We start from the raw sequence: 24743 nt of genomic DNA on the forward strand, positions 1-24743 counted from the left end.
AAGGCTTCGTAGCTTGTGGCGTACGGGGACCACAGCCAGCCTCGTCCATGCTATCGGTTTCTCCAGAGGCCAACCAACGCGCCACTCAGCCGCCAAACCCGGTGATGGCCAGGTTCCGGGTGATCCCGTCCAGCGCGCCAGGAGGCTCAGGTTCCCGGTAGACCGGCCGGCCGGAGGCCGGCTCCGGGAACGGCAGGGTCCCGGTGTTGCTGAGGTCCCAGGCCATGCTGGCGCTGATGCTGATCCCCCGCGGGCCGGTCCGACGGGTGGTTCCGCGGATCAGCAGCAGCCGGGTGCCGAACAGCAAGGGGCCTGCCTGTTCCTGGGCCTCATGGAAGAAGACCGAATCCACGCAGCCCGTGCCGTCGTCGATGCTGATGAACACCACCCGGCGGCCGCCCCGCATAGGCGGGGTCTGGGTGGCGACCCGGACGCCGGCCACCAGCACCTCGGTGCCGTTGCGCAACCCCAGCAGTTTGTCGGCAGTGGTGACCCCCAACCGGTCCAGCAGCGGCCGGTGGCTGGACATCAGGTGATCGCTGACGTCCATGGCCATCAGATCCAGTTCCGCCCGGACGGTGTCCACCAGGGTGGGGGCCGGTAGGGCGGCCTTCAGGTTGCTGAGTTCGACGTCGCCCAGCGGCAGTGACAGCTGGCCGTCAATCACCTCGGTCCCCTTCCGCTGGGGCCGGCCCTGCAGGCTCTGCAGGTGCTGGACCAGGTCAGCGCGGTTGCCGGAATTCCCCGACGCCCTGTGCAGGGAATCGAAGGCACCCAGCTGGGCCAGCCGCTGGATGCTCGGCTTGCTCAGCCGGGACCGGGCGCGCAGGTCCGCGAGGGAGTCGTATGGCTGTCCCGCCACGATCCGCTTCAGCTCGGCGCCGGAGAGCCCGTAAATGCCGTTCAGGCTCAGCCGGATGCCCAGTTTGCCGCGGTCCGGCCCGGCTGCCACCCGCTCCACCCGGTACTCGGCCTGGCTTAGGTTGATGTCCAGGGGCAGGATCGGGATCCCCAGCCGCCGCGCCTCCGCGACCAGGAGGCGCTTGGGATACATCCCGGGATCGTGCTCCCACAGCCCGGCGAGGAACGCCTCCGGGTGGTGGGTCTTGAGCCAGGCCGACTGGTACGTGGGTACGGCAAAGGCGGCACCGTGGGCTTTGCAAAAGCCGAAGCTGCCGAAAGCCTTCAGCGTCCCCCAGACTTGGTCGACCACCTCGGGGCTGTATTTCCGTGCCCGGGCTTCCTTCCGGAAAAACTCCTCTACCCTGCCTTCCAGTACCTCGTTGCCGAGCGCCCGGCGGAATTCGTCGGCCCGCGCCAGTCCGCAGCCGGTCATCACGTCGAAGGTCTTCAGGATCTGCTCGTGGAACACGGTGACACCGTGGGTCTCCTGGAGGACCGGTTTGAGGTCCGGGTGCGGATAGACCTCCGGCGCGAAGCCGTGCCGGTGCTCCAGGAAGGGCCGGACCATGTCCGATTTCATCGGCCCCGGGCGGAACAGCGAGATGTCGATGATGAGGTCGTTGAATTCCCGGGGCGCCAGCTTGCCGATGAGCTCGCGCTGGCCCGGAGACTCGATCTGGAAACAGCCAAGGGTGTGGGTGCTGCGGATCAGTTCGTAGGTGGGTTCGTCATCGAGCGGTACGGCGTTGAGGTCGATGCTCCCGTCCGGTGAAATGTAATCGGGTCCCGTGCCATCCGGTCCGGCCGGGTGCGCCCCGGCCGCCACTACCTCGGCCTTGGAGGGGTGCAGCCGGATGACCTCGCGGACGGCGAAGGCCATGGCGCTCTGCATCCGAACCCCCAGCACATCGAGTTTGAGCATGCCCATGGGGTCCATGTCGTGCTTGTCGAACTGGCTCATCGGCAGTCCCAGACCGCTGGGCTGGACCGGGGTGCGGTCCAGCAGGGTGGCGTCGCCGAGGATGACGCCGCATGGGTGCATGGAGATGTGGCGCGGGAGCCGGTCCAGCCGTTCGGTGAGATCCACGAGAAGATCCAGTTGCTGGTTTCCGGTGAAGTCCCGTTGTTCCACCCGGCCAGCGAATTCCTTCAGCTCCGGTTTCTCCTCGAGCGCCTCACGGAAATTGCGGGCCGAGAAGCGCCAGAGCTGTTTGGCGATGTCCCCGATTTCGCCTTCCTCCATGCCCAGAGCCAGTCCGGCATCCCGTACTGCACCGCGAGCGCGGTAGCCGTTCTGCATGCTCATCAACGTGACGCGTTCAGCACCGAAGCGCTCAAAGATCTTCCGGTAGACGTTGTGCCGTTCGGCGCTTTCGACGTCGATGTCGATATCCGGCAGGGTGGCCCGGTCCCGGGACAGGAAGCGTTCGAAGATGAGGTCGTGCTGCAGGGGGTTCACCTGGCTGACGTCGATCAGGTAATTGACCAGGCTGGAAGCCCCGGATCCCCGGGCTGCGGCCCGGACGCCCATGTCAATGATCATCCGGGACACCTCGGCGACGGTGAGGAAATAGGAGGCGAAGCCCAGGCTGTCGATGATCCGCAGCTCGTGTCCGAGCCGGCTGCGCAGCTGCTCGGCGGCTTTACCGGCGATTCCCGGGAAACGGCGGCTGATGCCTGCCTCGCACCGCTGGCTGAGCTCGACGAGGGGGTCCCCGGCAATTCCGATCACCGACGCCTCCGGAACCACCGGCTGCTTCCATCCCATGTCGCGGACCGGGTCCATCCGGCAACGGTCCGCGAGCGCCTCGGTCTGAGCCATCAGCCGTTTCAGGTCCGCGGTACCGTATCCCGCCGCCTGCATGATCTCTTTGCCCAGCTGCAGCATCTGCGCCGCCGATTTGAGCCAGCCCTGCCCGTTGGGCTGGAGCAACGGGGCGGCGGAAAGCTCCGGCAGGGATTTCAGCGTCCGGGCCGAATCCAGCACATCGGCGGTGGCGGCCCCGTCTTCGGCGACGTAGCGCACGGCATTGCTTAGCACGGCAGGCACGCCGTGCTCGGCGGCGAGTTTGAGCATCCGCACCGCGTGGGCGGTGCTCAGCGGCTCCCCGGGCGGGCTAAGCTGCGTGACCACCTCGGCGGCGAGCGTCCCGGGCGGCATGGCGTCCAGCCAGCGCTTGAACAGGGTGCGGGGGCGCAGGTAGCGCCTGCCGCCCATTTCCCGTCCGACGTCGGAGTCCGGCCCGATCAGGACGGTCAGGACCGGTTGCAGTGTTTCGGGGTGAAGGGTCCGGGAAGCCAGCTCCGCCCTGGTCACGGCGACAGGCACCGCTCCTCCGGCCTTGCCGGTGGTGCGCGCATGAGCGTCGGAGATCAGCCGGCACAGCGCCCGGTAGCCGGCGCCGTTGTTATGCCCGTGGGCCAGGACCAGGACCCGTCCCCCCACCTGGGTGCGGAGGTCGCCGTCGTCGGCAAAGACAGCAAGGTCGACGCCGACGATCGGATCAAGTCCCGCTGCCATGCAGGCCTTCAGGTGCTTGACCGTCCCGTACAGGCCGTCGCGGTCTGTGCAGGCAAGCGCGGTTGCTCCGTCAGCCGCAGCCGCGGCAGCCAGTTCATCCGGCCAGGAAACCCCGTAATGGGCGCTGAAGGCGGTTGAGACGTGGAGATGGGTGAAGCTCATGCTGATTTCGGTGGAAGCAGGGCGTCGTGGATCCTAAGCAGCCGCCAACGGCCGCTGCCGACTGAGCGGGTCAGGTCAAGGGTGAGGGTTTCCGGATCGGGTGAATCTGTCTGGCGTACCTGGACCCGCCAGATCTCGGAGTCCACCAGCCCTGGGCCGCTCCCCAGCGGTGCCCGCTGTTCTTCGGCCCACCATTGGCGCCGCTCGTACCAGCGGACCGGTTCGGCGCAGACGGTGTAGTGCCGGCCTGCCCAGTCCAGCTCCGCCGGGGCACCGGAGGGTGTGCACACGACGTCGACTGACTCGCTGAACATGCCCAATGCGCCTCCCGGACCAACCCCTGTAAGAACCGCCGGTAGAGCTATTCAGCAAAACCGGAAGCAGTTGTTCGAATATATCTTCGAACAAATACAGTCTACGCCGGGGTGCGGACAAAACCTAGATCGGGGGTGGACGGACGCCTGCACAGGTAGCAGGATTGAGCCATGAGCTCCCATAACGCACTTCTGAAGCACGTCAGCATCGCCGCCAAGGACGCCGCCTTGGTGGCGAAGTTCGATATAGACGGAAATATCCCGGGTCAGGGCGCCTTCGTGGTAGGCCTTCTGGCCGCCGAACCGGACTATTCCCACCAGCGCAGGCTGGGGATTGAGTTCATGAATGGCGAGGCCATTTCTTTTTACTACTTCAACCACGACGGAACCGAAGAAAATTTCGACCTTAAGGGCGTGGAGCACTCAGGCAGCTCCATCACCGGCAACTTCCCGATTGAGACGGTCCTCGGTCTCCCCAAAGGACACCTCATGACAGCCTTCAGCGACTGTGACGGCCGGGAGTACCAGGCCAACGTTCCGGTGGAAGAGGCCCTCTAAGCCTGACCTGCTAGGAGCCGGCCTTGTAGACTTCCAGCTCCAGCGTGATGAAGGCATCGATCATGGCCCGGTACGTCTTTTCCACCAGGTCGACGTCGATGTCCTTGTGTTCCGCCGTCGCCTTGACGTGTTCGATGACCCGCTCCACCCGCCCCGGTGCCCGCACTTCGGCGCTGTCGGCCTTGAGGGTGCCGGCGATCCGGATCAGCCGTTCCCGGCGTCCAATCAGGGCCACAATCTGCTCGTCGACCTCATCGACTGCTACCCGCACTGCGGCGAGCTGTTCCCGGTCGGCCTGGGCGGTCTTGTCGTCTGCGTGATTTGTGGACATGTGCATGACAGTATCGAAATATGCAGCCACGAGTCGACTTAATTTCACTCGGCGTCCGCAGTGTTGACGCCTCCCGCCGCTTCTATGTTGATGGCCTAAAATGGCCCGTCCACCGGGAGGTTCCGGGCGAAGTCCTCTTCATCCAGGCCAATCACGGCCTGCTCCTTTCGCTTTGGGATGCGGGCCAGATGCGGTCCGAGGCGGCCACCGATCCCCCGGCCGGCATTCCATGCATCACGCTGAGCCACAACCTTGGCAGTGCCGCGGAAGTCGACGTCGTGATGGCGGACGCAGAGACGGCCGGTGCCACCATTGTCGCCGCGGCCAAGACCCAGCCCTGGGGCGGCTACACGGGCTACTTTGCCGACCCTGACGGCTACCGCTGGGAGGTCGCCTTCAATCCCACCTGGGCGGTCGACGCCGGCGGCCGGGTAACGCTGTGAGCTAGAACAGGCTTCCTACCGGCTGGATGAGCTCCGGGGAGTCGTTCTTCACGTTCCCCACGGCGGTGCCAACGGCGTCGATCGTCCAGCCCTCCGCAACGTCATGCGCCCCCGCCCGGACCAGCCCCACGAGGGCGGCGGCGTCGTCGGCGTGCGGGTCCAGCCAGTCCTGCATGGTCTCGCGGTCCATTGGCAGCGGCACCCGGTCATGCAGCGCGGTCAGTTCGGCCAGCATCCCCCCGGCGTATCCTTCCGGCGGCGAGTCAGTGGTCAGAATCGAGGTCGAGAGCAACCAGCGCTCCGGGTCGTCGTCGGCCTTTGACGGGTCCTTCCACCATTCATAGAGCCCGGCGAAGACAATGGGGCGCCCATCCTTCGGGTGCACGTAATAGGGCTGCTTGCTCCGGCCCTCGCCCTTCCATTCGTAATAGCCGTCGGCGGGGACAGCGCAGCGCCGTGAGCGCGTGGCTTTCCGGAACGCAGGCTTCTCCAGCACGCTTTCGCTGCGGGCGTTGATCATCTTCGAGCCGATGCCCGGGTCCTTCGCCCAGGACGGCACCAGGCCCCACCGCGCCAGGTGCAGCTGGCGGACCGGCTCACCGTCCACCAGCCGTTCCAGGAGGACCGGCACGTCCGCGGTCGGGGCCACATTCCACGATGGCGGGATCGCGATTTCCTCCTCGAGTTCGGCGTCGAACTCGGCCAACAGGTCTCCGACGGCCCGGGCCATCACATAGCGTCCACACATGGCACCAGCATGCCACCGCCCCGTGCTCTGCGGGAATAGCCGGCTTCGGGATACGGTTGTTGAGAGTGGCGTCCGACTTTTGTCGGCAACCGGCGCTGTCAACGGGCTTCGCCCGCCAGCTTTGTCAATCAGCTTTGAGGAGAACTTCGTGGATTTCACCCCCGAATCCGGCACCATCACCATGTTTTCGACCACCTGGTGCGGTTACTGCAACCGCCTGAAGAAGCAGCTGGACGCTCAGGGCATCGGTTACACCGAGATCAATATCGAAGAGGTTGAGGGCACCGCCGATCTCGTTGAGACGCTCAACGGCGGCAACCGCACCGTCCCTACGGTGCTGTTCCCGGACGGCACCGCGGCCACGAACCCTTCCGCGGCCGAGGTCAAGAGCCGGCTCGCCGCCTAGACCCACTCCATCCACGCACGACTTCAACCACGAAGGCGCGGTCCCGCGGGACCGCGCCTTAGCGCGTGCAGCGACGCGCGAAAAAGAGGGAGATTCTCATGGTCCACAAAGTCAAAGGCGTAGTAGCCCGCTCCAAGGGAGCGCCCGTCACAGTGGAGACCATCCTGGTCCCTGATCCCGGACCCGGCGAAGCACTGGTGGATATCCTCACCAGCGGCGTCTGCCACACCGATTTGCACTACAAGCTCGGGGCCATCAATGACGACTTCCCGTTCCTGCTGGGCCATGAGGCCACCGGCGTTGTCAGCGCCGTCGGACCGGACGTCACCGAGGTGGCCCCCGGCGACCGCGTGGTCCTGAACTGGCGTGCCGTCTGCGGCGACTGCCGGGCCTGCCGCCGCGGCAAGCCGCAGTACTGCTTCAACACCCACAACGCCACGCAGAAGATGACGCTGGAGGACGGCACCGAACTCACGGGTGCCCTGGGCATCGGTGCCTTCGCCGAAAAGACCCTCGTGGCCGCCGGCCAGTGCACCAAAGTCGACCCCGAAGCCGACCCGGCCGCCATCGGCCTGCTGGGCTGCGGTGTCATGGCCGGCCTCGGCGCCGCCATCAACACCGGAAACGTCTCGCTTGGCGATTCCGTCGCGGTCATCGGCTGCGGCGGAGTGGGCACGGCAGCCGTCGCCGGAGCTGCGCTCGCCGGTGCCACCACTGTGATTGCGGTGGACATCGACGCCAGGAAGCTCGAACGTGCCAAGGAACTGGGCGCCACCCACATCGTTGACTCCTCCAAGGTCGACCCGGTCGAGGCGATCCGCGAACTCACCGGCGGCTTCGGCGCCGACGTCGTAATCGACGCCGTCGGACGTCCCGAGACGTACAAGCAAGCGTTTTACGCCCGCGACCTCGCCGGCACGGTCGTCCTGGTGGGCGTGCCGAGCCCGGACATGACCCTGGAACTCCCGCTCCTGGACGTTTTCGGGCGCGGCGGCGCGCTGAAGTCCTCCTGGTACGGCGACTGCCTGCCCTCACGCGACTTCCCGATGCTGATCAGCCTCTACCGGCAGGGCAAGCTGGATCTCGATGCTTTCGTCACCGAACGAATCACCATCGACGAGGTCGAGGAAGCATTCGACAAGATGCATGCCGGCTCCGTGCTGCGCTCGGTGGTCGAACTGTGAGCGCCGGAGCCGAAGGCGGAACTGGGGCCGGAGCCAACGTGCGGATCGATCGCCTGGTCACCTCGGGCACGTTTTCGCTCGACGGCGGCACCTGGGATGTCGACAACAACGTCTGGGTCGTCGGCAACGACGCAGAATGCATCGTGATCGACCCGGCGCACGACGCGGCCGCCATCGAGACAGCGGTTGCGGGCCGGACCGTGCGGGCAATCCTGTTGACGCACGGCCACGATGACCACATCGCCGCCGTCGGCCAGTTCCGTCGGCTCGTCAACGCTCCGGTGTACCTGAACCGCGAGGACTGGATGCTGTGGGACAGTGTGTTCCCGGGCACCGAGCCCCAGCACGCCATCGCGGACGGGGACACCTTCGACGTCGCCGGGGCACGCCTTGTGGCGCTGCACACGCCGGGGCATTCGCCGGGCTCCATGTGCTTCTCCCTGCAAAGCGAGGGCACAGTCTTCAGCGGCGACACCCTGTTCCAGGGCGGCCCCGGCGCCACAGGCCGTTCCTATAGCGATTTCCCCACCATTATCGAATCCATCCGGACGCGTCTGCTGACCCTCCCGGCGGAGACGGTGGTGTTGACCGGCCACGGCGATCCGACGACGATCGGCGCCGAGGCGCCGCAGCTGGAGGAATGGATCGCCCGGGGGCACTAGCCTCCCCTCGCCGGTCTGCGCGCCTCAGCCGCGCAGGCCGGCGAATGCTCCGTAGCTGAGCTGCGCGTAGCGGGCGTACGTTTCAATGACAGCCGCCTCGATGGCGTCCACATCCAGGTGCGGGACGAGGTCGTTGACGGCGCCCGCCGTCGCCGGGTCCCAGTCCAGGCCGAGCGCGGCGTAACTGGCTTCCAGGACGGCCCGGATCGGGGCCGAGTTCTCCACCACGATCACGGAACTGAACAGCCAGCCGCCGGCGACCACCCGCTGGGCGGTGCCGACCAGCTTCACCTGGTGCTGCGGAAATTCCGGATCCTGGCCGTGCACGCTGAACTCCCCGGGGCAGTATTCGCCGGGGATCTCGCCGACGGCGGCGTCGACGCCGGCGCCGCGAAGTGCCCGCGCGAGCAGTTCGCCGAAGAAGGAGAACCGGCCCTTGGCGCCGGCGATCGCGTCCCGTTCCGGTTCCAGGTGGTCGATTACCAGAGTCCCCTGATGGTAGGCCGCGGCCCGGCCGCCGGCCTTGCGGACCAGCGGCTCAAAGCCCAGTTCGCGGCACGCTTGGGCCGCGGCCTCGAAGCCCGGAAGATGCGTGTCCCGCTGCCCGAACGCCACGGTGGGCACCGGACGGTAGAGGCGGAGCATGGGCCCGACGGCACCGGTCTTGACCCTCTGCAGCAGCTCGATGGCGAAGTCCAGGTCCCCGGCCGCGCCGAGCGAATCCTCCTGCCGGACAATCGTCAGCGTCCGTGGTCCGCCAGCGGCCTCCGGCATATTGTTATGCTCCCTTATGATCATCTTGCAGTTCCTCGTTGTTGCCGCCGCATTTGCCGTTCTCGATTCCGTCTGGCTTAAGTCGACGAGCAAGTTTTACCGGCGGAACCTGGGGCACCTCATGGCGGACAAGCCCCATCTAGGGTACGCCGTCGTCTTCTACGTCCTGTACATCATCGGGATCCTCTTCTTCGCGCTGCAGCCGGCGCTCGACGGCGGCACTTGGCTCACCGCGCTGGGCTACGGCGCCGCCCTCGGAACCTTCGCCTACGCCACCTATGACCTCACCAACGCCGCGACCCTCAAAAAGTGGCCCCTCAGCATCGTCGTGGCGGACATCCTCTGGGGTGCCGTGCTGACCGGACTCGCCACAGTTGTGGGCTGGCTCGTCTTCCACTAGGCCCACGATCGGGCAGGCGACGGCGGCGAGCGCCGGCGGTCCGGCCCCAGGTCCGGCCCTAGGAGGCCCGCAGGGTCAGGATCTGTTCCGCCCGGCCGAACGGCCCCTGCAGGTCGTGCAGCACCGTCGAGGTCAGGCCGATCCCGTCCGTCCCGAACGAGACCTCATTGTCCAGCCCCAGCCATTCCCCTTCGGGCCGCCGGTACATGTGGATCTGCAGGTCCAGGTTGGGGAAGGCGTAGCTGCCCTTCCCCGGCGGGACGCGCGCGGCAATCCCGTTGGCGGTGTCCACGAGGCCGACCAGGCGGGCCAGTTCGCTGCTGTCGCCCTTGTCCGTCAGCGGGTGCTCGGTGTGCAGCCAGACGGTGCCCGAACCCGCACGGTGGCCCTCGGCAATCCGCATCCGCAACGAGGCGATGTACCCGCCCGGCCAGACGTTTGCGGCGTCGTACGGTTCGCAGGCTTCCGGCGCCGGAATCCGCGGGTCCTCAAAGGCGGCGATGGCGGAGGTGTCGGACATCAGCATTCGCCAGGCCGTGGCACGGATGGCCACGCGGCCGCCCGCCACGAGCTCGGCCTGCACCAGCTCGATGGTCCGCCCCGGGCGGAGCGTCCTGGTGGTGACCTCGAACTCGCCACCGGGGATCAGGCCGAGGATCTCATAGCTCAGGCGGGCCATACGCATGTCAGCGCGGGGCTCGTGCCGGTCCAGGCAGTCCGCCAGGATCCCGGACGCGGGCGCCATGTGCTGCTCGTGCTCATTCCACGCACCCTGCGCATGGATGGTGGAGCGGAATCGACCTTCCCCCAGCACCTCATAGTAGAAGTCGCCCTCGGCAAGCTCCGGTAATACAGCAGTCAACGTGCGCCCTTTCGCGTGGCTGGTGAGTTCTGAACACACTATCCCTTCGGGCCGCGGGTCTTGCCGCTTTCACAGCTCCCGCTAAACCGGAGCTCATGGCCGGTATAAGTCCGGCGCCTAGAAATAGTGCATGACACCTGAGAAGAACACCCACCGTAAGGGCGGCCGCGTGCGGCGCGCCGTGCTGGCCGGAGCCCTGGCCCTGACTCTCTCGGCGGGAGGCGCCACCGCCTGGGCGCTGGACCGCTTCGTCTTTGAGCATGTCGAGATCTCCGACGTCGCAGCCTACGAGGCAAGCCGGGGCGTAACGTCCGGCACGGCGGACACGGCGGTTGCCGCGGCCGAGACCACGGACAGTTCATACACTTCGGCGGACTCGAACATCAACATCTCCACGGTCGTGACCGGCAGCGGCGACAGCACTGTCACCTACTACGTGGCCGACGTCGTCCTCAGCGATGCCACCGTCCTGCAGTCCGCGTTTGCCGACAACAGTTTTGGCGGGAACATCACGGAGACCACCTCGGCCACCGCGGCCGACCACGACGCCGTCTTCGCCATCAACGGCGACTACTACGGTTTCCGGGACACCGGAATCGTCATCCGCAACGGCGTCGTCTACCGGGACGAGGGCGCGCGGCAGGGGCTGGCCTTCTACCGGGACGGCACCGTGGAGGTCTACGACGAAACCAGCACCACGGCCGCCCAACTCGTGGCCGACGGCGTCTGGAACACACTGTCGTTCGGACCGGCCGTCCTTGAGGACAGCCAGGTCGTGGACGGCATTGAGGACGTGGAAGTGGACGCGAACGTCGGCAACCACTCCATCCAGGGCGAACAGCCCCGGACGGCCGTGGGAGTTCTCGGCACCAACCACCTCGCCTTCGTCGTGGTGGACGGCCGCAGCCCCGGCTACAGTGCCGGCGTCACCATGACCGGACTCGCGGAAATTCTGCAGGGGCTCGGCGCCACCACCGCGTACAACCTGGACGGCGGCGGGTCCTCCACCATGTATTTCAACGGCCAGCTCGTCAACAACCCGCTCGGCCAGAACAAGGAACGCGGCACCTCCGACATCCTCTACATAGGACAGTGAGCCGGAGCCATGATCATCCTGATATCGGCCTACGAGCCGGACGACCAGTTGCTCCGCCTGATCCGCTCGATCGCCGCCGCGGCTCCGCAGCTCGCTCTGGTGGTGGTCGATGACGGCAGCGGGCCGGACTACCAGCCCGTGTTCGACGGCGCGGCCCGGCTTGGGTGCACCGTCATCGGCTATGACCGCAACCGGGGCAAGGGCCACGCGCTGAAGGCGGGCTTCGGCTACATCGCGGACCACTTTCCCGGCCGGGACGTGGTCTGCGCGGACAGCGACGGCCAGCACCGCGTCGAGGACATCCTGCGGGTCGCCGGCCGGCTGCCCGCGGCGTCGGATGCGATGGTCCTGGGCACCCGCAGTTTCAGCGGCACAGTCCCGGCCCGCAGCAGGATAGGCAACGCGGCCACACGATGGCTGTTCCGCCTGGCCACGGGTGAAACCATCCCGGACACGCAGACCGGGCTCCGGGGATACCCCGCGGCGATGCTCCCTTGGCTCAGGGGGGTCCCCGGCGAGCGCTACGAGTATGAACTCAACCTTTTGCTCGAAGCCAGGCAGGCCGGTTACCTGATCCGGACGGTCGACATCGCAACCGTCTACCTGGACCACAACTCGGGCTCGCACTTCCGCCCGCTGGCTGACTCGGTGCGGATCTACGCACCCCTGCTGAAGTTCCTGGCGTCGTCCCTGACCGCGTTCGTTCTCGACACCGCCGCGTTCCTCGTCATTATCGCCGTCACCGGTTCCGTCCTGGTCGCCGTCGTCGGTGCCCGTGGTATCAGCTCGGCGGTGAACTTCCTGATCAACCGGCACCTGGTATTCCGCCACGGCCGCGAGCGCAAGGCCACCCGTACCGGCGTCCGGTACTTCGCCCTGGTCCTCACGCTTCTGGCCGCCAACCTGGCGCTGATGGCGGCACTGGACCAGATCGCCGTCGCGGCCCTGCCCGCCAAGCTCCTGGTGGAAGCGGCACTGCTCGCAGTCAGCTACTCCGTGCAGCAGCGGTTCCTGTTCGCCCCGGAACATCCGGCCACAGGCCGCGGCGCAGGCCGGGCCGCGGACCGGGCCGGTGCCGTCGACGCGACTCATATTCCCGCCATGGTCCCGGCACAGTTCCCGCACAGCCTGAGCGGGAATCGTAGAGACCAATCCACCCACTGATTCCGGAGACTCCCATGACACCCCTAATTCTCATTGCCGCCGACCTGGCCGCCATCAGCATCCTGACCTTCGCCCTGTACCTGCGCCGGCACCGCCGCCGCGATCTCGTGGTGTCCTACCTCGGCATGAACGTCGGCGTGATGGCCGTGGCCGCCGCCCTCTCCGGCTCGGCCGCCGGCATCGGGCTCGGCCTGGGACTCTTCGGCGTACTCTCCATCATCCGGCTCCGCTCCACCGAGCTGGCCCAGCACGAAGTGGCCTACTACTTCTCCGCCCTGGCCCTTGGACTCATCTCCGGCCTGGGGATCGAACCGGTGTGGCTGCCGCTGTCCCTGATGGCAATGATCCTGCTGGTGATGTTCGTGGGGGACCACCCGCGGGTCCTGCCGGCCTACCGCCACCAGACAGTCATCCTGGACCGCGCGATCGCCGGCGACGCGGAACTCACCGCACGCCTGGAGGAGGTCCTGCACGGGACAGTCCACTCGGCCACCGTGCAGGAACTCGACCTGGTCAACGACAAAACAATCGTCGACGTCCGCTACGCCTATGTCCCCGGCGGCGCACCAGGTGGCCTCATGTCCGGCCTGCACACCAGCGCCGAGGCCCGCGAGGAACTGCCGCGGCACCAGCTTGCCCCCGCCACAGCCGGTGCGGCATGAGCGCCGGCATTGCGGGCAACCTCCGGCACCTGCCCCCGATCGGGCTCGAGGAACTCAATGCCGCCGCTGCGCTGCAGACCAGGGTGGACCGCAAATACGTTGTCCCGGCCCAACAGGGCCAACAGCTGTTGGCCGCGTTCGAGGCGGACCTGATGATCCTGGAGATGGACGGAAAACGCACTTTCGACTACGACTCCGTGTACTTCGACACCCCCCAGCTGGACAGCTACCTGCTGGCCGCCAGGGGCAGGCGCCGGCGCTTCAAGATCCGCACCCGGACCTACGTCGACAGCGCCGTAAGCTTCCTGGAAGTCAAAACGGAAGGCAGCCGCGAAGCCACCGTCAAGGACCGCATCCCGTACGGGCTGCGGGACCGCAGCCGGATCACCGCCGAGGGACTCGGCTACATCAACGAAACGCTCGCGGCAACCATTGGGCACGTCCCGCCCGGTCCGCTGGAACCTGTGCTTGAGACCCGTTACCGGCGCACCACGCTGTTCCTGCCCGCATCGGACAGCCGCGCCACCCTCGACGAAGCGGTCATCTGGCAGCGACCGGGCGGGAGCTCCTGGCTCCTCGACGGGGCGCTGGTCCTCGAGACAAAGTCCGGCTCGACGGCCGGACCGCTGGACCGACATCTCTGGGCCAACGGCGTCAGGCCCAGCCGCATCTCCAAATTCGCCACCGGCATGGCCGCCCTGCGCCCCGAACTTCCGGCCAACCGTTGGCACGGCACGCTGCGGCGGAGCCTGCACCTCACCCCCGCAGCGGCCGCCTGACCTGCCGCTTCCCCGCCGCCACTCCTGGCACCCCGCACGACCACCCCACCATTTCCCGCGCACTTCAACGACCTCCCCTTCATTTCCCGCGCACTTCACAGACCGCGCACTTCAGCAGACAAGGACCCCCATGAACAAGTTCCGCAACTACATGTCCGTCGCAGCCCTCGCCCTGGCCGTCTCGCTTACCGGCTGTTCGGTGGCCGGTACGGCTTCCTCCACCGGCCAGGCCGGCACAGCCGGAACGGGGGCCCAGTCCGCCGTGACCGTCGCCTCCGTGGAAGAGGACACGCACTTCGATTCCGACGATCTCAGCTGGGACGCGGCAGAGGAAGTGGCCGTGACACTCGCCGACAGTGCCAGCACCGTGGCCGCAGGGTCGACGTCGGACGCCGTCAAGATCGACGGCGGCACCGTCACCATCAGCGCGGCCGGCACCTACCGGCTTTCCGGCAGCCTGTCCGACGGCCAGGTGGTCATTGCCGCCGGCGAGGAGGATGTTGTGCGCATCATCCTGGACGGGGTGGAACTCAGCAGTTCCACCGGATCCCCGTTCGTCGTCCAGAGCGCCAACGAGGCCATCGTCTACCTCGAGGAGGGCAGCACGAACACCATTGAGGACGCCGCCAGCTACGCGGACCAGGGAACCGATGCCCCCAACGCGGCGCTCTATTCCCTGGCCGACCTGACCATCGCCGGCACCGGTGCACTGACGGTCAGCGGCAGGTACAACGACGGCATCGTCTCCAAGGACGGCCTCGTACTCGCGGCCGGCAATGTGAGCGTGGACGCCGCGGACGACGGCATCCGGGGCAAGGACTACACGGTGCTGCTGGACGGCGCCTACACCGTCACCGCCGGCGGCGACGGAGTGAAGGCCGACAACGACACTGACGAGGGCCGGGGCTGGCTGCTGGTCAGCGGCGGAGCGCTGACCGTAAAGGCAGGGGACGACGGCGTCAAAGCCGTCACCCAGCTCACGGTCGCCGGTGGCACCGTCACTGTCGAAGAGTCCGAAGAGGGCCTGGAATCGGCCCACATCGCCGTCAGCGGCGGCACGGTCAGCGTCACCGCCAACGACGACGGCGTCAACGCCGCCGGCGGCAGCTCCAGCACCCAAACGGGCAGCCAGACCGGCGGTCAAGGCGGCGGCATGGGCGGCGGTGAAACCGTCGGCGACTATTCCGTGGACATCAGCGGCGGCGATGTCACCATCAACTCCCAGGGCGACGGCCTGGACTCCAACGGCAACGCCACCATCAGCGGCGGCACCGTCGTCGTCAACGGACCAAGCAATGACGGCAACGGCGCGCTGGACGTGAACGGCGGGCTGGCCGTCAGCGGAGGCACCGTGGCGGCGGCCGGCAGCGCGGGCATGGCGGTGACCCCCGCGACGTCGTCGACGCAGTCCGGCGTTCAGGTCACCTTTGGCACGGCAGTACCGGCCGGGACGACCATCCAGCTGGCCGATTCCAGCGGGCAGCTAGTGGCTACCTTCGTGACGGCCAAGCAGGCGGCGTCCCTCGTGTACTCCTCCGCCGCCATAACGGCCGGCGAGGAGTACACCGTCTACACCGGAGGAACGGCGCAGGTCATGGCGGGCGTGGGTGAAGGATCACTGGACGGCGCCCGGCAGCAGGGCACCGTTACCGCCGGAGAATACACGGCGGCGCGGGGCCCCGGCGACCGCCGCTAGAAACGGAGCCCCGAAGCGACACCGCAAAACCACAGCGGCCGGCGTCGGATTCGCCGGCCGCTGTGCTTCAGGCTTCGACGCGGACGCCCCGCCAGAAGGCCACATGGTCCTTGATCTGGGCTGCGTCGGACTTCGGCTCCGCGTAGAACCAGGCCGCGTCCCGGTTCCGCTGGCCGTCCACCATCAGGCTGTAATAACTGGCCTCGCCCTTCCAGACGCAGACACTGCGGTGGCTGCTGTCCTCGAGGTATTCGCGCTTGACGGAGGAGATCGGGAAGTAGTGGTTGCCTTCCACCAGGACGGTATCCTCGCTTTCGGCGATCACCGCCCCGTTCCACATTGCCTTTGCCATGGTTCGGTCTCCGTACTGGTTGCCGGGAACTACCTGTCTCTGGCGGCCGTGGCCGCCTGCTACTGGCTCAACGACGCGCGGACGGCATTGATTCCGCCAGCATGATCCGACGTGGACTGGGTACACTCGGAAACAGGCTTTTCCCGACTATCCTCCGAAGAGGTGCTCTCCTGATTCGAGTCATCAGTTATAACCTCCGCAAGCACAAGGCCAGTGGTGAGCTGATTGATCTGGCCCGCGATTTTGAGATTGACGCCTTATGCCTCCAGGAGTGCGACACGGACGATCTGCCCGAAACCATCGGCGATCTGCACCTGGCCGATGCCACCAAGGGCAACCGGCTGGGCCTGGCGATCTACTACCGCATGAGCCGGTTCACGGCCTACGAAACCAAGACGTTCGCCCTCAAGAAGTCGATGCATGACCGCGTCCTGTCACCCGCGCATGAGCGCCTCATCGGCACGCGCGTGATCGACAGGGAAACGGACCACGATCTTGTCATCGCGTCGTTCCATGCGGCCCCGCTGACCGCGTCCAATTCGCTCCGGCGCAACCAGATCCACGCCGCCCACGCCGAACTGCTCAGCATGGGCGGCGGCTTGATGTCGCTCATGGTGGGCGACTTCAACTACCCGTTCTTCACCAAGTACCTCACCGCCCAGATGAAGGACGCCGGTTATGACCTGACCCTCAGCGACCGGCGGACCTACACGCGGTACAAGGTCTTCAAGGGACACTTCGACTTCGCCACGTCCCAGGGCCTGGTGATCGAAAGTGTCGAGACACTCCCCCGCGGCGCCTCCGACCACCTCCCTATCCTGATCTCGGCCGAGTACGGTCAGGACGCCCCGACGGCCGACTGATCCGTTCCCGGCCCGGGCCCGCCGGGGCGCCCGAAGAATCTCCCTTTCGCATGTCCGACCTCAGGCGTAGCTTGTACTGATAACGGCTGGGCCGCGCCGCGAAGGCCCGCCCCGCCGGCCAGAATCGCATCATCACCGGGAGGAAATCATGAGCGACATCATGCGGCACGTCCCTTTCGATGTGCCCGAGCCATTCCGCCGGTTCCTGCACGGCGAGACCGGGGCCATGCTCCGCGTCGAGGAGTTCCAGGACGGCTCAACAATGGTGGTCCGGGCCGAACTGCCCGGCATTGACCCCGACCGCGACGTCGATATCACCGTCTCGGGCACCACGCTCACCATCGAGGCCAGACGTGAGGAACGGACCGAATACAGGGGCAAGCACAACTACCGCTCCGAATTCCAGTATGGCGCGTTCACACGCCATATTCAGCTGCCGCAGGGCACGAGGGAGGAGGACATCAAGGCGTCGTACACCGACGGGGTCCTGGAAGTCCGCATTCCCACTCCGGAACAGGATGCAAACCCCAGCCGAAAAGTTCCCGTGAGCCGCACGTCCTCGGCCGCCGGCCAAGGGTCCGCGGGCTTGGGCACCCCCGACACCACCAGCGAAGCCACGGCACCCGGGCATTTCTCCGCCACCACCCCACCGGAACCCGGCGGACCGTCAGCACCCCCGACAGGGTCCGTCTGAGCAGCTGGACAGGAACGTTATGAATCGATTGATCTGGGTCGTCGGCGTTTTGGCCATCGTGGCTCTCCTTCTCGGCGGCACCATCCAGGCGGTCTCGTTTCTCCTCTGGATCGCGCCGGTTCTTTTGGTGATCGCCGTTCTGCTCTTTATCCTGAACCGTTCCGGGGGCCGGCGAATCCCGCGGTAGCAGCGTCCGTTCCGCCGAAATGGACCCTTTTTCTCCCACACGGGCTGTGGGACGATTCGTTTATGAGCGAAAACACCGATCCTCATCCGCCCCACAGCAACCCCGGGGGCCCGGCGCGGGCCCGTCATCCCGGTCACTCGCTCCGTCACGAAAATCCGACGACTCAGCAAATGCGCATCGTCGGGCAACGGCGTGCGGAGGCCGAGGAAAAGCTGGCACACCACCTGGAACAGGCCCGGCACCCGGCAAAGGAAGCGCACCCGGCAAAGGAATCTGCCACGGATCACGAGCAATCGTAGCCGCGTCAACCGTAGGGTCTTGAACGCCAGTAAGCATACTGAGAAACTCATGGTTACGGCCGCAATTGCGCGACCGTCAGACCGAAAGGAAGTACAGACATGGGAATCCTCGGATTTCTCCTTCTCGGGCTTATCGCAGGAGCAATCGCTAAAGCCATCCTTCCCGGCAGGCAGGGCGGAGGCTGGGTTATCACGCTTGTCCTGGGAGTCGTCGGCGCAATACTGGGCGGCTGGATCGGCTCGCTGATCTTCGGCGGAGGCCTGGGTGAATTCTTCGATCTGCGGACCTGGCTCCTCGCCATCCTCGGCGCCATCATCGTGCTGCTGATCTACGGCGCCGTCGCTGGCCGCAGAAGCAGGGTGTAGATGCTGGAGGCCTACTGAACCCGACAGGGAAACCCTGGACTGCCCGGCCCGAATTCGGGGCCCCGTCGGTCCAGGCCTTAACCAGCATTTACGGATGCGGCCCGCTCCCTCGTAGCGGGCCGCCCTTACGCGCTGTCCTACTCCCCGTCCCGCCCGGATGGCCGGTTGCGTCGGCGTCGGATGCTTCGCACGATCACCCAGGCCACAACGGCGGCCACGGCGGCGGAAACGGCATAGTTTAGGAAGCGCGCGTACTCATCGATCAGCCGGTACTGCGGGCCCAGCAGGGCTCCGAGCCCGATCAACAAGCCGTTCCAGAGTCCGCTTCCCGCGACGGTGAAAACGCTAAACGTGCCTAGGTGCATTCGCTGGGCTCCGGCGGGCAGCGAAATGAGGCTCCGCACGCCCGGGAGCAGGCGGCCGAAGAAGACCGCGGACCGGCCATGCTTCCTGAACCATGCGGCCGCGTTCTCGAAATCCTCCCGGTCGACGAAGGGCATCCTGGCGAGCCAACGGATCGAGCGCTCCAGCCCCAGCCGGGCGCCGAGCCAATAGAGCACCAGCGCGCCGGCGTAGGCACCCAAGGTACTGGTGAAATGGACCAGCACGAGGTTCATTGATCCCAGCCGGGCGAGAAAACCCGCCAGCGGCAATATGACCTCGCTCGGAATGGGCGGGAACACCGTCTCGGCCAGCGTGAACAGGCCCACGCCCCACTCCCCCAGCGAGTCGACCGCGCGGGCGGCAAAACCAACGATCCCGGTGAGGTCGTCCACAGGGCTGGCCGCCCCCACAGCGGCCGCCATCAGGATGAATTCTCGAACACTCGGCTACGCCCTTTCCTTGAGCCGGACGGCGTTGGGGCCAGCCTAGCCGACCTGCAACCCCGGCTTGCGCCCAGGTGCCGTCGACGGCGTCTTCGGCAAGCATTACGCTCAGCAAATGGGCATCATTCGGAAACTCCTTGGCGGCCTGGTCCTGGTCCTGGTCGGGCTGGCGGGCCCAGCTCCGGCCGCACTCGCCGTCCCGCCGGCCGACGTCGTGGTGGAGGACCGGGCCGGGGTGCTGGACCGCACCGCGCTCCTTCCTGCGGTCCGTGCCATCGACTTCCATCAGCCCACCAAGGTGGCCGTCTACACCTACAACGGAACGGCCTCGGACAACCTCAATGAGGAAGTGCTCCGCTTCGCCCGTGCCGAGCACGCCGACTGGATCAGCGCCGACGGGCAGAAGTGGGCGGACGGGCTCTTCATCTTTGCGCTGGACCCGGTGGGACGGCACGTGGGGACCTACATGGGCGAGGACCGCAAGGTCAGTCTGGAACAGCGCGACGACATCCAGAACGCATCCAAGGATCTGTTCCGTGACGCCCAGTGGACCGACGGCACCATCGCAGGTATCAGGCGCGGCGCCGAGCTGATCAACCAGCCGTGGTACCGGTCCACCGCGTTCGTTGTGACGGCGTGGACGACGGCGATCGCGGCCGTGGCGGGCGCCGCAACCTGGCTGATCGTCCGGTGGCGGACCCGGGCCAGCAGCCGAAAGGAGCTCGCCCGCGGGGACGCCAGCTACGCGAGTGTCAGCATGGACCTGCCAATCACCGAACTCAACGCCAGCACCATCCCCGAATCATCACGCTACGGCAGCACCGTCCTCGAGAAGCACCGCAGCTTCCTCTCGAAGTACAACACCGCCACCGGGCTCTCCAACCAGGTGCACGCGCTGACGGCCAAGGACCTGAGCCGCCGGCCCAACCTGAAACTCGTCCAGAGTTACGCCGACACCGCAGCCGAACTCGACGCCCTGGACGACGTCATTGCCGACACCAACGCACTGCTCAACCGCGGATCGTCGTGGGCGCCGGCCTGGGACCGGCAGCTGGCACCGTTCCGAAACGACCTCGCCGCCCTTGAGCCGATGCTCAGCCAGCGCCATGCCGAGGGCGGCTCCGCGACGGCTATGGCCCTCCGGTCGTTCCGCGAGGAGAGTGACCGGGAGCTGGAACGATGGACCTCGGAACTCGCCGAGGGCGCCGTCACTCCCGAGACGGCACTCGACCGGCTGCGGAACGCCCGCACGCACCTCTCCGAGCTCCTGAAGAACCACGCCGACACCGTCATCGACGGCTTCGCCAGGAACGAGAAGGAGGCCGGGTTGATGCGCAAGGAAATGGAGACTGTCCAGGCCGGCCCGAAAGCCAGCTACGGCCGCAGCTACGAGCCCAGCATCCTCGGCACGGTCTACCCGTCCTACTACTTCTTCTCGGTGCCCACCTTCAACTCAGGCTTTGACACAGGCGTGAGCACCGTCAGCAGTGCCCGCGGCGGCAGCAGCAGCACCACCACCGGTTACGGAAGCAGCGGCGGAAGCTTTTCCGGCTCCGGCAGCTCCTCGAACTTCTAGGGCTGGGGCGAAGGGGGTGTTAGCCCTTCTGGCTGCTTTCGACGACGAAGTCGCCGCCGGGAAACAGGATTGTCTCGTGGCCGTCGTCGAACCTGACATGGTACGGCGGCGCCCCATCGGCACCCCTGACTTCGAGGATCTCGCCGTGCCGGTCCGCGGACTCCACGGTGTGGCCCCGGATGATGATGCGGTCTCCCTGAACTGCTTTCATTCCAATCACCTCCCTTCTCCAGCGTACGATTCTCCGCTTCATCGCGGAACGGGCATCCCGTTTTGCCGGACATCCCAGGACGTGCGGCCTCAACGCCGTGCGAGGCCCCTCAGAACAGTCCTTCGGCCACGGCTTGCGTCAGCTGATGGATGATGCTGGTGCGGGCAGGCATATCCGACCCGTTCTTGCCGAGGGTATAGACCACGAAAACATAGGCCCTGTCGCCCTTGACCAGAACGCTGGCATCGTGCAGGTTACCGGACAGCAGGCCGTACTTGTGGAACACCTCGATGCCGGCCGGGACGGCGGCGGGGATGAGAGTTTCGTAATTCGTTTGCTTCATATAGGAGAGCAGCTGCGCTGTATTTTCCGGGTTGAGCAGCTGGCCGGAGTACAGCAAAGACAGTGTGGTAGCGGTTTCGGCCGGGGTAAGGAGATTCACGGTGCGGTCATAACTAATGCCCAGAGACGCCGCATATGCCGTCAAACCCTGATGTCCGACGGCCCGTAGGATCAGTGCCCACGAATCGTTGTTGCTCTGCTGGACCATCTGCCGGATCTGGACCGCCGCCGTCGACGAACCCATCCGGGTGCTCAGCGAAGCCTTGCCGGTTTCCACCAAATGGTAGTAGGCCGACGCGGCCAGGATCTTGGCAGTGCTGGCTGCTACGAATTTGGTGTTGTCGCCGTATTCGTGGACTACGCCGTCCTTCACATCAATGAGGGCCACTCCCACGTCGTACCGGCTGTTGGCGTTGATGATGGCGTTGATCGGAGCATCGAAGGCAGGGCTGAAAACCGCCGCCCCACCGTCCGGTCCGGCGGTGGAAGGCGTTGCAGTGGGCGGTACCGCGGTCGGCGATACCGGCGAAGCCGAGGCGGGAGAGGACGCTGATGCAGTGGCGCCCCCAGTGGTTCCGGTGCCGGCCATGCCCGGTGCGGCCTGGGTCCCAGAGATTGACGATTCCGGCGGTGCTACCGCATCGGCCGGCGGACCGGCCTGGATGGCGACGTAGACTGCGGTCCCGGACAGCAGGGTCAGCGCTGCCGCGGCCGCGGTCAGGACTTGAGCGCGGCGCCTGCCGAACAGCCCCTTACCCCGACTATCGCCGCCCCGTCTGCGGCGGCCGGAACGGAGTTGCGGGCGCGGGTCCATCGTTTCCACAGGATCTTAGTCCCGGCGCATCGGACTGTGTCGGATGGCGGGAACGCACCGCATAATGGCTGGCGCCAGACGTACGTTCGCAGGCATGCGGTCCCTCCGAAGTAAAAGCTGCACTGGACTTTAGATCTCCTGAATTGTTGCCCAGCCTGGACGCGAGCGCAAGCCTAGGCGGTGGCGCGGCCTGGGGTAAATCCCCTCCGGGAGGACAACGGCGTACGCTTTCTCCGTAGAGAAGGAGGTGTCCCGGTGCGGAAAATCATCCTGATGATGCAGGTGTCCCTGGACGGGTTTTTTGAAGGGCCCGATCAGGACCTGAGTTGGCATCTGGTGGACGAAGAGCTCCACGCGCACTTCAATGACGAGCTCCGGAGGATGGGGGCGTTTTTGGATGGCCGGGTCACCTACGAGCTCATGGCCGACTACTGGCCGACGGCCGACAGTGACCCCACGAGCCCCCCAACGATGGTCGAATTCGCCGGCATCTGGCGGGACATGCCGAAGATTGTGTACTCCCGGTCGCTGGAATCGGCAGGCTGGAACACCACGGTGGTGCGGGACGTCGTCGTCGAAGAGGTGCAGGCGCTGAAGGCGCAGCCGGGCGGGGACCTTGCCCTCGGCGGCGCCGACCTCGCCGCGACCTTCCGGAACCTAGGCCTGATCGATGAGTACCGGATCTACGTCCATCCTGTGCTGATTGGCCGCGGGAAGCCCCTGTTCCAGCCCACCGACGCCACCGCCCAGCTTCGCCTGGCCGAGACCCGTGCGTTCGGAAATGGTGTCGTGCTGCTCCGTTACGAGGCGTGAGCGTTGAGCTCCCACCCCCGGCTGGCCCGCAGGCTGACGACCCTTGACGCGGTCCTCATCGGCCTCGGTTCGATGATCGGCGCCGGCGTGTTCGCAGCCTTTACCCCCGCGGCCCAGGCTGCAGGATCGGGGTTGCTCATCGGGCTGGTACTGGCCGCCGCCGTCGCGTTCTGTAACGCGACGGCTTCCGCCCAGCTCGCTGCGGAATATCCGACGTCGGGCGGGACGTATGTCTACGGGCGCGAGCGGCTTGGCCCGTGGCCCGGGTTCCTGGCCGGTTGGGGCTTTGTGATCGGCAAGACGGCGAGCAGCGCGGCGATGGCGCTGACCTTCGCCGCCTACGCGGCGCCGGCCGGCTGGGAGCGGCCGGTGGCGATTGCCGCCGTCGTCCTGTTGGCGGCCGTGAATTACCGTGGCGTGACCCGCACCGCGGGCCTGACCCGGGTCATCGTCGCCGCCGTACTGGTGGTCCTGGCCATTGTTGTCGCCGCCTGCTGGGCCCCCGGTGCGGCTGACCCTTTGAAGCTGCTCGACGGCGGCGTCCTCGCCCACGGCTGGTATGGCATCCTGCAGTCGGCGGGCCTGCTCTTCTTCGCCTTCGCCGGATATGCCCGCATTGCCACGATGGGTGAGGAAGTGATCAACCCCGGCAAGGCCATCCCGCGCGCCATCGTGACGGCGTTGGGCATCGCCGTCGCCGTCTACGCAGCCATCGCCATCAGTATCCTGGCCGTGCTCGGCGCGGACACGATCGCCCAGACACCGGCACCGCTTGCCGCCGCCGTTACCGCCGGATCGTGGGACTGGGCCGCCCCGGTTGTCCGGATGGGGGCCGCCTTGGCAGCGCTGGGCGCCTTGCTGGCCCTGATAGCCGGCCTGGGCCGGACCAGCCTTGCCATGGCACGCGGGAACGACCTGCCCCGTTGGCTGGGCGCCGTCCATCCACGCTTCAAAGTCCCGCACCGGGCCGAGCTGGTGCTGGCCGCGGTCATCTGCGGAATCATCAGCGTGGCTGACCTGCGCGGCGCCATCGGATTTTCGTCCTTTGGCGTCCTGATCTACTACCTCGTGGCCAACGCTGCCGCGTACACGCAGACCGGCGACAACCGCCGCTACCCCAGGGCCCTGCAGCTCACCGGCGCCGTGGCGTGCGCCGTCCTGGTAGTCACGCTGCCCGTGGAGTCCGTAGTCGCGGGGCTGCTGATGTTCGCCGCCGGCGTCGTGTACCGCGTGCTGCGCTTGCGTCTGTGGACTGCCCGGACTTCCTGACACCCTGCGATGATTGGTGGGTGATTATCGCGAAAACCGTGCTCCTGTTCGTCCTGGCCGCCGCCGCGGAAATCGGTGGCGCCTGGCTGGTGTGGCAGGCGGTGCGGGAGGGCAAGGACTGGTGGTGGGCCGGACTCGGAGTCCTGGCACTGGGGCTCTACGGCTTCGCCGCGACGCTCCAGCCGGACGCGCACTTCGGCCGGATCCTTGCCGCCTATGGAGGCGTGTTCGTGGCGGGGTCCCTGGCCTGGGGGATGGTTTTCGACGGGTTCCGGCCCGACCGCTGGGACATTGCCGGATCGGCCATCTGCCTGGCGGGCGTGGCGGTCATTATGTTTTCCCCGCGAAACGCCGGCTAGGCACATTTTCGGCCGGCGGGAACGGCAAAGGCCGGTGATCCGTTGCCCCCAAGGCAACTGATCACCGGCCTTTTTGCCGCGGGTTGGACCGAGGGCTAACTGCGGT

General features: G+C 66.6%; 30 protein-coding genes. 20 read left to right on the plus strand and 10 right to left on the minus strand.

Annotated features, from left to right (window positions below; translation table 11 throughout):
* Positions 1-85: 85 nt before the first annotated feature.
* Both OM977_RS10795 and OM977_RS10800 read right to left on the minus strand, forming a co-directional pair.
* Positions 86-3586 carry a DNA polymerase III subunit alpha gene (locus OM977_RS10795; RefSeq protein WP_264353975.1) on the minus strand — a complete coding sequence of 1167 codons (3501 nt, stop codon included), beginning with the start codon at positions 3584-3586 and terminating at the stop codon, positions 86-88.
* Positions 3583-3906 (minus strand): DUF6504 family protein, encoded by a 324-nt coding sequence (locus OM977_RS10800; RefSeq protein WP_264353976.1) that lies wholly within the window; start codon positions 3904-3906, stop codon positions 3583-3585. Before OM977_RS10800 ends, OM977_RS10795 begins: the two co-directional genes overlap by 4 nt.
* A gap of 165 nt (positions 3907-4071) precedes the next feature.
* Between OM977_RS10800 and OM977_RS10805 the strand changes: the two genes are divergently transcribed.
* Positions 4072-4458: a hypothetical protein gene (locus OM977_RS10805; protein WP_264353977.1), complete on the plus strand. Its 387-nt coding sequence runs from the start codon at positions 4072-4074 to the stop codon at positions 4456-4458.
* Positions 4459-4468: 10 nt separating this feature from the next.
* On the opposite strand, the gene OM977_RS10810 is transcribed toward OM977_RS10805, so the two are convergent.
* Positions 4469-4795 carry a chorismate mutase gene (locus OM977_RS10810; protein WP_264353978.1) on the minus strand — a complete coding sequence of 109 codons (327 nt, stop codon included), beginning with the start codon at positions 4793-4795 and terminating at the stop codon, positions 4469-4471.
* 14 nt (positions 4796-4809) lie between these two features.
* Here OM977_RS10810 and OM977_RS10815 point away from each other — a divergent pair, with 14 nt between their 5' ends.
* Positions 4810-5232 carry a VOC family protein gene (locus OM977_RS10815; RefSeq protein ID WP_264353979.1) on the plus strand — a complete coding sequence of 141 codons (423 nt, stop codon included), beginning with the start codon at positions 4810-4812 and terminating at the stop codon, positions 5230-5232.
* A gap of 1 nt (position 5233) precedes the next feature.
* Here OM977_RS10815 and OM977_RS10820 read toward each other — a convergent pair whose 3' ends face one another.
* A complete protein-coding gene (locus tag OM977_RS10820) occupies positions 5234-5962 on the minus strand; it encodes an SOS response-associated peptidase (protein ID WP_264357383.1) in 729 nt (242 codons plus the stop codon).
* Between the two features lie 166 nt (positions 5963-6128).
* Here OM977_RS10820 and OM977_RS10825 point away from each other — a divergent pair, with 166 nt between their 5' ends.
* The 3 genes from OM977_RS10825 to OM977_RS10835 all read left to right on the plus strand — a co-directional run bounded on the left by OM977_RS10825 (position 6129) and on the right by OM977_RS10835 (position 8232).
* Positions 6129-6386 (plus strand): mycoredoxin, encoded by a 258-nt coding sequence (locus OM977_RS10825; RefSeq protein WP_264353980.1) that lies wholly within the window; start codon positions 6129-6131, stop codon positions 6384-6386.
* A gap of 98 nt (positions 6387-6484) precedes the next feature.
* Positions 6485-7570 carry an S-(hydroxymethyl)mycothiol dehydrogenase gene (locus OM977_RS10830; RefSeq protein ID WP_264353981.1) on the plus strand — a complete coding sequence of 362 codons (1086 nt, stop codon included), beginning with the start codon at positions 6485-6487 and terminating at the stop codon, positions 7568-7570.
* Positions 7571-7608: 38 nt separating this feature from the next.
* The gene (locus OM977_RS10835; RefSeq protein WP_264353982.1) at positions 7609-8232 is read left to right on the plus strand and encodes an MBL fold metallo-hydrolase; all 624 of its coding nucleotides are present in this window, start codon (positions 7609-7611) and stop codon (positions 8230-8232) included.
* Between the two features lie 24 nt (positions 8233-8256).
* On the opposite strand, the gene OM977_RS10840 is transcribed toward OM977_RS10835, so the two are convergent.
* Positions 8257-9006: a lipoate--protein ligase family protein gene (locus OM977_RS10840; protein ID WP_264353983.1), complete on the minus strand. Its 750-nt coding sequence runs from the start codon at positions 9004-9006 to the stop codon at positions 8257-8259.
* Positions 9007-9022: 16 nt separating this feature from the next.
* Between OM977_RS10840 and OM977_RS10845 the strand changes: the two genes are divergently transcribed.
* Entirely contained in the window at positions 9023-9406 is a 384-nt protein-coding gene (locus OM977_RS10845; protein ID WP_264353984.1) for a DUF2177 family protein, read from the plus strand.
* 58 nt (positions 9407-9464) lie between these two features.
* Here the strand turns inward: OM977_RS10845 and OM977_RS10850 are convergent, their stop codons facing one another.
* Complete coding sequence (locus OM977_RS10850; RefSeq protein ID WP_264353985.1) at positions 9465-10268, minus strand: thioesterase family protein; 804 nt, start codon at positions 10266-10268, stop codon at positions 9465-9467.
* 130 nt (positions 10269-10398) lie between these two features.
* On the opposite strand from OM977_RS10850, the gene OM977_RS10855 reads away from it, so the two are divergent.
* The 5 genes from OM977_RS10855 to OM977_RS10875 all read left to right on the plus strand — a co-directional run bounded on the left by OM977_RS10855 (position 10399) and on the right by OM977_RS10875 (position 15665).
* On the plus strand, positions 10399-11364 hold the full coding sequence (locus OM977_RS10855; RefSeq protein ID WP_264353986.1) for a phosphodiester glycosidase family protein: 966 nt from the start codon (positions 10399-10401) through the stop codon (positions 11362-11364).
* Between the two features lie 9 nt (positions 11365-11373).
* A complete protein-coding gene (locus tag OM977_RS10860; RefSeq protein WP_264353987.1) occupies positions 11374-12528 on the plus strand; it encodes a bifunctional glycosyltransferase family 2/GtrA family protein in 1155 nt (384 codons plus the stop codon).
* Positions 12529-12542: 14 nt separating this feature from the next.
* On the plus strand, positions 12543-13190 hold the full coding sequence (locus tag OM977_RS10865; RefSeq protein WP_264353988.1) for a DUF4956 domain-containing protein: 648 nt from the start codon (positions 12543-12545) through the stop codon (positions 13188-13190).
* Positions 13187-13969 (plus strand): polyphosphate polymerase domain-containing protein, encoded by a 783-nt coding sequence (locus tag OM977_RS10870; protein ID WP_264353989.1) that lies wholly within the window; start codon positions 13187-13189, stop codon positions 13967-13969. Before OM977_RS10865 ends, OM977_RS10870 begins: the two co-directional genes overlap by 4 nt.
* Positions 13970-14099: 130 nt before the next feature.
* Complete coding sequence (locus tag OM977_RS10875) at positions 14100-15665, plus strand: carbohydrate-binding domain-containing protein (protein ID WP_264353990.1); 1566 nt, start codon at positions 14100-14102, stop codon at positions 15663-15665.
* A gap of 67 nt (positions 15666-15732) precedes the next feature.
* Here OM977_RS10875 and OM977_RS10880 read toward each other — a convergent pair whose 3' ends face one another.
* Positions 15733-16017 (minus strand): DUF427 domain-containing protein, encoded by a 285-nt coding sequence (locus OM977_RS10880; protein WP_264353991.1) that lies wholly within the window; start codon positions 16015-16017, stop codon positions 15733-15735.
* Between the two features lie 173 nt (positions 16018-16190).
* Between OM977_RS10880 and OM977_RS10885 the strand changes: the two genes are divergently transcribed.
* From OM977_RS10885 to OM977_RS10905, 5 genes are all read left to right on the plus strand, one after another.
* Positions 16191-16880: an endonuclease/exonuclease/phosphatase family protein gene (locus tag OM977_RS10885; RefSeq protein ID WP_264357384.1), complete on the plus strand. Its 690-nt coding sequence runs from the start codon at positions 16191-16193 to the stop codon at positions 16878-16880.
* Between the two features lie 148 nt (positions 16881-17028).
* Positions 17029-17574, plus strand: a complete 546-nt coding sequence (locus tag OM977_RS10890) for an Hsp20/alpha crystallin family protein (protein ID WP_264353992.1) — start codon at positions 17029-17031, stop codon at positions 17572-17574.
* A 19-nt stretch (positions 17575-17593) separates the two neighbouring features.
* The gene (locus tag OM977_RS10895) at positions 17594-17761 is read left to right on the plus strand and encodes a hypothetical protein (RefSeq protein WP_264353993.1); all 168 of its coding nucleotides are present in this window, start codon (positions 17594-17596) and stop codon (positions 17759-17761) included.
* A 170-nt stretch (positions 17762-17931) separates the two neighbouring features.
* Positions 17932-18060: a hypothetical protein gene (locus OM977_RS10900; protein WP_264353994.1), complete on the plus strand. Its 129-nt coding sequence runs from the start codon at positions 17932-17934 to the stop codon at positions 18058-18060.
* A 99-nt stretch (positions 18061-18159) separates the two neighbouring features.
* Positions 18160-18426 (plus strand): GlsB/YeaQ/YmgE family stress response membrane protein, encoded by a 267-nt coding sequence (locus tag OM977_RS10905; RefSeq protein WP_264353995.1) that lies wholly within the window; start codon positions 18160-18162, stop codon positions 18424-18426.
* Between the two features lie 137 nt (positions 18427-18563).
* Here the strand turns inward: OM977_RS10905 and OM977_RS10910 are convergent, their stop codons facing one another.
* Entirely contained in the window at positions 18564-19232 is a 669-nt protein-coding gene (locus OM977_RS10910) for a DedA family protein (protein WP_264353996.1), read from the minus strand.
* A 136-nt stretch (positions 19233-19368) separates the two neighbouring features.
* On the opposite strand from OM977_RS10910, the gene OM977_RS10915 reads away from it, so the two are divergent.
* Positions 19369-20829, plus strand: a complete 1461-nt coding sequence (locus OM977_RS10915) for a DUF5129 domain-containing protein (RefSeq protein WP_264353997.1) — start codon at positions 19369-19371, stop codon at positions 20827-20829.
* A gap of 19 nt (positions 20830-20848) precedes the next feature.
* Here the strand turns inward: OM977_RS10915 and OM977_RS10920 are convergent, their stop codons facing one another.
* Both OM977_RS10920 and OM977_RS10925 read right to left on the minus strand, forming a co-directional pair.
* Entirely contained in the window at positions 20849-21040 is a 192-nt protein-coding gene (locus OM977_RS10920) for a DUF1918 domain-containing protein (protein WP_264353998.1), read from the minus strand.
* 109 nt (positions 21041-21149) lie between these two features.
* Complete coding sequence (locus OM977_RS10925) at positions 21150-22196, minus strand: serine hydrolase (protein ID WP_264357385.1); 1047 nt, start codon at positions 22194-22196, stop codon at positions 21150-21152.
* Between the two features lie 255 nt (positions 22197-22451).
* On the opposite strand from OM977_RS10925, the gene OM977_RS10930 reads away from it, so the two are divergent.
* Genes OM977_RS10930 through OM977_RS10940 form a run of 3 tightly spaced genes read left to right on the plus strand, consistent with a single transcriptional unit; the run spans position 22452 to position 24637 of the window.
* On the plus strand, positions 22452-23009 hold the full coding sequence (locus tag OM977_RS10930; RefSeq protein WP_264353999.1) for a dihydrofolate reductase family protein: 558 nt from the start codon (positions 22452-22454) through the stop codon (positions 23007-23009).
* A gap of 3 nt (positions 23010-23012) precedes the next feature.
* Complete coding sequence (locus OM977_RS10935; protein ID WP_264354000.1) at positions 23013-24278, plus strand: APC family permease; 1266 nt, start codon at positions 23013-23015, stop codon at positions 24276-24278.
* 20 nt (positions 24279-24298) lie between these two features.
* Positions 24299-24637: a YnfA family protein gene (locus tag OM977_RS10940; RefSeq protein ID WP_264354001.1), complete on the plus strand. Its 339-nt coding sequence runs from the start codon at positions 24299-24301 to the stop codon at positions 24635-24637.
* Positions 24638-24743: the final 106 nt, after the last annotated feature.

The organism is Pseudarthrobacter sp. MM222 (assembly GCF_947090775.1).
In the GTDB taxonomy this organism is placed as follows: Bacteria; Actinomycetota; Actinomycetes; order Actinomycetales; family Micrococcaceae; genus Arthrobacter.